The organism is uncultured Planktosalinus sp., from assembly GCF_963973675.1.
Lineage (GTDB): Bacteria > Bacteroidota > Bacteroidia > Flavobacteriales > Flavobacteriaceae > Planktosalinus.
The window spans coordinates 1-6,341 of record NZ_CAXBAN010000140.1 but is presented as its reverse complement, the minus strand read 5'-3'; the positions used below and the strand labels follow the sequence as shown (position 1 = coordinate 6,341).

Here is a 6,341-nt window from a genome sequence, read left to right as displayed (position 1 = left end):
GATAAGATCAAATACTAATTCATTTTCAACATACTCTTTTAACTCAGGGTATTTATCAATATAATCAAAAGTATTTCCATTTGAAGTATTAGCGTATGCGGAAAGATCAATTGGATCGAAATCAATTGACAATACTTCAAAAGCATTGGTTGACTGTAATTGATCACCAAATATATTTGTTAAGGAGGTCTCTAAAACATCATTATGAACAAAGTCTAGAATAGGGTTTCCCATTTGGTAATAAGGACTTTCAGGCGTATTTACATAATAATTAGTTTGTGGAAATACTAAGCCATCTTGATAAACATACACCACAATTTTGTGAGAAGAAGGAATAGCATTTTCAGACATCAGACTTGTATTAACCGAAAGAATGCTTCCATTTAATTGTGTGTTTATTGCTATACTCAAACTGGTATTCTCTCCGGCAGTTTCAAGAGCAAAATCAATTGAAGAAGGGGCGTCCTCCGGGTTTGGTGCTGTGTCTGTCCTGTTTATTTTAGCAGCAGGGAAACCTGTAACACCAAACGTATTTCTAAGCTGTGCCTCTTGTGGAAAAGCCATCTCATCGTTATTGTGTATAGCAATAACCACAACATCTTCAGACTGCTCTTTCAATAAATGTACGGCATTGGTTACTCTAACGCACCACCCACACCAAGCACCGGTATAGTCTTCATAAACAACTTTTCGTTTGGGAATAAATATTTCAAAAAATTCCGTTTCTGTCTGGCTTACTCCATTGTCATAGCTTGCAAAAACTTCATAAGTTCCAACTTCTGATGTGCTAAAAGTATTTCCATCAATCTCATTACCATTTACAAAAAATGTTCCTTCGCCGGTGGCGTCATCACCATTTGGGTTAAGTAACAGAAAGGTTATTTCCTGAGTCCTTAAGGCTTTTGATTTATCAACTACCAGAAACTTTTCTGTAGCTACGTTATACGTTAAAGCATTACTAGTTAATCCAGAATAGGTAGCTTCAAAAGTATATTCACCTCCTTCAGAAAATGAAAATGTAGCACCCTCAATAGCTTCTCCATTTATTTTTATAGTACTGCCTGCCGTATAATCTTGGTCATCATTTCCGATAACCGTAAACTCTAAAGTTTGGTCAATTCCTATAGTTGTGGTTTCAATATTTGCCTTTAAGGTTATTGAATTTAAATCTACCTGAGATCGATTATCCAAATAGTCTGCACTACATGAATAAATAATAAAACTAAACACAAGGAACGAAACAATTAAATATCTAATTTTCATCAAATTATTTGGGATTTTATTTTACAACAAACTTTAATGTTGTTGAGTTTTCAACATTGTTGAATTTAATAAAATATACACCAGTGGTTAAACTGGAAACATTAATTTCATTCATTCCTGCTGTAACTTTATTTGATAACAAACTTTGACCATTTAAATTAAAAATTGTAAAGTCAATTTCACTTTTTAAAGATTCAATTATTAAAGTTTGATTTGCTAGGGTATTATGAATTTTAACACCTAAATTATTCCCTTCAAATTCGTTGGTGCTAAGTGTTGGGTCAAATCGATATGTGAAAGTGATTGATTCACCAATTTCATCTCCGTTTTCATCTACTTGGAAAAATTTCCATACATAGTCAATTGGATAATTTGTTCCATCACCCGGGTTTTCATTAAAAAATTTATCAAATTGAGGGTTGGTGCCACCAGCTGGAATTGTTTCGGGAACTCCTGAAACAGGATATGTCTGACCTTCTTCAACATCAAAAATACAAAGAGTACCAAAACAAAACTGATAGCTTGAGCCGTCTGAATTTGTAATGCTCTCATTTTTTATTTTCACGAGAATATCTTCTGCTGAATCATTATTGATCCAAAAATAGAGTGTAGCCTCAGACTCTTCAAGTGTTGTATAAGTTCGTATATCACCGTCAAGAATTGGTTCTCCATCATAATCTTCTACTGTAAATTGAGAAAATGCAGCTGTAGTGAATAATATAGATGCAAATAATAGTGTAATCTTTTTCATCATTGTTTTTTTTAAATTGGGAGGTTTTTGCAAACCTCCCAAATAATTTATTTTATAATTAATTTTTGAGTTTGTTGTTTTAATCCATCATTGATTTTAACAAGGTACATTCCAGCCTGTAAAGTTGATAAATCAATATTTTCGCCGTTATTAACCTCTTCAAAGCTTTCAATAAGTTTTCCTGTGATATCAAAAACTGACAAACTAACAGGTGAGTTTGCTTTTACATTCACTATTCCGTAGGAAGGATTAGGGTATAAAACAACATGATCTATGGCATTGTCATTTAAGCTAAGTGGATTCCCAGTTGTTGAGAAGTTTGTTGATTCACCTGAACCATAATTTCCGGCGGTAGAGTAAATAACCAACCCATCAGAATCCACGAGTGAAACAGGTCCACCACCATCACCAAAAGTATCAATTAGATTAAATGTATAACAATCGTCTGTAACAGTTATTGTAGGAACATTGATTGTTTGATTGTTACCATAAGGCCCCCCTTGAGCGATTGTTGTTCCGTCAGCATTTTTTATATTCCAACGCACTTCAGTTCCCCAACCATCAGTTTGAATAGTTAAGTCTAACTCATAAGAGCTTTCTATTGCTTGATCAAAATTAGCAGAATATTCGTTATTTGAATTGTCATCATCATCTGAAATACTGATCACCAATTCATTACTAGCCAAAATATCATAAGAAATTTCAGGAAGTTCAATTTCATCTATTAAAAGAGATGTAAGGTTTCCAGACCAAGTGTAAATTTCAGGAGTACCTCCATTAACTGAATATTCGATATCAAGTGAAGTTAATGGATCCAAACCTAAATTTTGAACTTTGATAGTTGGAGCTAAAACTCCAGAGCATTGATCATCAATTTCAACAACTGATTGAATTGCTGCATCGTTATTATTTGCCAAGCCTGTGTAAGTAGCATAACTTCCATTTCCACTGATAACTTCTTGTTGCGTTTCAGTCATAAAAACCACTACTTCCATTTCTGCTTCAAAAAAGTCTACTGGCACTCCATTATAATCATTTGGAATTGTGTATGTAAAGGTTTCGTCAACAAAACTACCTTCTGTTGTTGTGTTTACATCAACACCCCACTGTCCGGTTACCATATGAACTAATCGGTGCATATGCACATAGTTGTTACCCATGCCTCCACCTGTTTGTGGACCTAATGTATTATTTTGCAACAATGCAACATTGAGCTTATTCGTTCCAACCGGGCTATCATCTGTATAGTATGCTTCAACATGAACTGTCAGTTCTCGGGTATTTACATCTATACTTGCTTCAACGCCCATATTTACGTAGGAGGGCTGATCTAAAATTTGATTTGACGCGGCCGTCCAAAAGTTCCTACTCATTGCGGTACCACTAGCTCCATTTTGAGACCAACCTGGAAATACATGTCTATTTACAGTCCCAGCAGGATAACCTTGTACACCCGCCTGGTTGTTGATTGCAGTACCAAACGGTGTTCTATAATCTGGTTGACCTGCGCCTGGTGTAGCAAAGCCACCAACGTGTATATTCACCAAAAAGACTTCACCTTGATTATTGTTTTGAATTGCTTGTGCAATGGCATGACCATCTGGACAATAAACACAATTAATACCTGTAAATTCCTCTAAAATTACTTTTTTGTTTTCCGGATCAGTACTCACTATAGTCTGACTAAAAAGAGGAAAAGCAACAAAAAGTAAAGCAAAAACTGAAAGTAATTTTTTTAACATAACTGTTGATTTTTTTAAGTTTATAAAACATGAATTTTTCAAATATAGTTTTTTTAATATTAATTTAAATAAATTTTAACAGCTTTCATTTTTTTGATTGAGATTTAAATAAAAACAGAAAACTTTCAAAATTTAAATTTTATATTATTATTATTGCTCTTTAATATAAAAAAATAATTATGAAAGCTGTTGTTACATTTCTCATTTCCTTTTTGTTTCTTCAATCTTTTGCTCAAACAGAGCTTCCGGATATGGTTTTAAAAAATCTTGATGGTACAGATGTAAATATTCAAGACATCTCCAAAAATGACCAAATTATAATAATCTCCTTATGGGCAACCTGGTGTGTACCCTGCAAAAATGAACTAGACGCTATAAGTGAAGTTTATGACGACTGGAAATCAGAAACTAATGTAGTTTTATATGCTATTTCTGTTGATGACGCTAGAACAGTTAGAAGAGTAAGACCAATGATTAATGGGAAAAGATGGGATTATGAGTTTTTACTTGACACAAACAATGATTTAAAAAGAGCTTTAGGAGCTGCAACTGTACCACTTACTCTTGTAGTTAAAAACAACAAAATTCTTTACAGACACTCGGGGTATACTCCGGGTGCAGAAGATGAACTTTATGAAAAAGTTGTTGAATTTTCAAAATAAATAATTAAAGATTTAAAATGAATTTTAAAATGAAAAAAAAGCTACTCTCCCTATTTTTATTTGCAATTTCAACATCTGTATTTTCACAAGATTATGGTAATTTATCAGGAGGTTTTGAATCGAATTCTCAATGGCTTCAAGATGATGAAGGCTTGAATATTTTAGCTCCTGATGAACAATTCAGGGCTAACAATTATTTTACTTTAAATTATAATTTAGGAAAATTTACTGCAGGTATTCAGTATGAATCATATCTTCCAACCGCATTATTAGGGTATGCACCAAATATTGACGGAAATGGTATTGGAACTTACTTTTTAAACTTTAAACACGAATCGTTAGATATAACAGGTGGTTATTTTTATGAGCAATTTGGAAGTGGTCTTATTTTAAGGTTTTGGGAAGATAGGCAACTTGGAATCAACAATGCTCTTAAAGGTGTGAAGATTAAGTTTTCTCCAACAGACTTTATTCATCTAACGGCGGTTTATGGTGAACAACGAGATGGCTTTGACGTCTCTGAAGGTGTCATTCAAGGAGCAGATGCAATTCTTGACCTAGGCCAAGTGTTAAATACAGCCGATTTATTTATTGACCTTGGAGGTAGTTACGTAGCGCGTTATCAAGACAACTTGGGAAGCAATACATTACCTTCAACAGTTAATGCTTATGCAGGTAGAATTGACTTTCTATATAAAAGCTTTTCAGCTGCCTTTGAAGCAGTACATAAAGAGCCAGATGCTCTGGTCAATGAAGGTGTAATCACAAATAATGAAGAGCTTTATAAAGGATCAGCAGTGTTATTGAATCTAGGTTTTTCACAACGAGGATTGGGCATTAACGCCGCCTTAAGACGTATTGAAAACTTTAGTTTTTATGCAGATCGGTTTGCAGAAGGAAATCAATACAACCAGCAATTAGTAAATTATATCCCTTCACTTACTAAGCAACACGATTATATGTTGTCAAATATTTATGTTTACAACCCGCAAGCAAGATTGATTTTACAAGACTTTCAAAAACAAGCAGGCGAAATGGGTACGCAGGTAGATGCATTTTATACCTTTGAAAAAGAAACTTTTTTTGGAGGAAAATATGGCACAAAACTCGATTTTAATTTCTCTTATTGGTCAGGGTTGGATGCAGTTTATGATGTTGAAAACAATGGTTACAAATCTGAGTTTCTCGGAAAAGGTGACCGTTATTTCAGAGAAGTCACACTGGAGATTAGAAAAAGACTTTCAGAAAAATTAAGTGGAATTTATACCTATTCAAATGTAATTATTGACAAAGGTATCACAGATGGCAGTCCGCTTGGTTTTGAAGATATCACTGCAAATATTGGCGTGGTTGAGCACACATACCGTTTAGGCTCCGGAAAATCAATGCGTCTCGAGCTACAGCACTTATGGACAGAACAAGACAGAAAAAACTGGGCTGCTGCTCTTTTTGAATACAATTTTTCACCAAGACTTGGAGTCTATATAGCAGACTCCTGGAATTATGGCGGTGAAGATGAAATTCACTACTATAACTTTGGAGGCAGTTACACTAAAGGAAGAACCCGTTTTGCGGTAAATTATGGGCGCCAACGAGGAGGCTTGATTTGTGTAGGTGGAGTATGTCGTTTTGTTCCTGAGAATACAGGGTTTTCTATGAATATTGCGGTAACTTTTTAAGCAAAAAAAACGAATAAAAAAGGCTATAATTCACACAGTTATAGCCTTTTTTTTATTGTAACCCCGAAATACTTTCTTTCAAGGTTTTGATTTTAGACACTGCATCAGATTCTTTTTTTCTTTCAGCTGCTATGACAGCTTCTGGAGCATTGCTTACAAAACGCTCATTGGAGAGCTTTTTTTGAACAGATTTTAAAAATCCTTCTGTATACTTCAATTCATCAGTCAGCTTTTTAATTTCTTC

The 6,341-nt window shown here is 34.2% G+C and carries 6 protein-coding genes; 2 read left to right on the top strand and 4 right to left on the bottom strand.

Annotated elements, in window-relative coordinates; genetic code table 11:
- The 3 genes from AACY61_RS07015 to AACY61_RS07005 all read right to left on the bottom strand — a co-directional run.
- Positions 1-1,263, bottom strand: a 1,263-nt coding sequence (locus AACY61_RS07015; RefSeq protein WP_339610865.1) for an Omp28-related outer membrane protein, incomplete at its 3' end; no start/stop codon positions are given.
- A 16-nt stretch (positions 1,264-1,279) separates the two neighbouring features.
- Positions 1,280-2,014 (bottom strand): T9SS type A sorting domain-containing protein, encoded by a 735-nt coding sequence (locus AACY61_RS07010; protein ID WP_339610864.1) that lies wholly within the window; start codon positions 2,012-2,014, stop codon positions 1,280-1,282.
- A 47-nt stretch (positions 2,015-2,061) separates the two neighbouring features.
- A complete protein-coding gene (locus AACY61_RS07005; protein WP_339610863.1) occupies positions 2,062-3,756 on the bottom strand; it encodes an Omp28-related outer membrane protein in 1,695 nt (564 codons plus the stop codon).
- Positions 3,757-3,935: 179 nt separating this feature from the next.
- Between AACY61_RS07005 and AACY61_RS07000 the strand changes: the two genes are divergently transcribed.
- Together AACY61_RS07000 and AACY61_RS06995 are read left to right on the top strand one after the other, a co-directional pair.
- A complete protein-coding gene (locus AACY61_RS07000) occupies positions 3,936-4,418 on the top strand; it encodes a TlpA disulfide reductase family protein (RefSeq protein ID WP_339610862.1) in 483 nt (160 codons plus the stop codon).
- Positions 4,419-4,447: 29 nt separating this feature from the next.
- Positions 4,448-6,097, top strand: a complete 1,650-nt coding sequence (locus tag AACY61_RS06995) for a DUF6029 family protein (protein WP_339610861.1) — start codon at positions 4,448-4,450, stop codon at positions 6,095-6,097.
- Between the two features lie 52 nt (positions 6,098-6,149).
- Here AACY61_RS06995 and AACY61_RS06990 read toward each other — a convergent pair.
- On the bottom strand, positions 6,150-6,341 hold a 192-nt coding region (locus AACY61_RS06990), incomplete at its 5' end, for a hypothetical protein (RefSeq protein WP_339610860.1).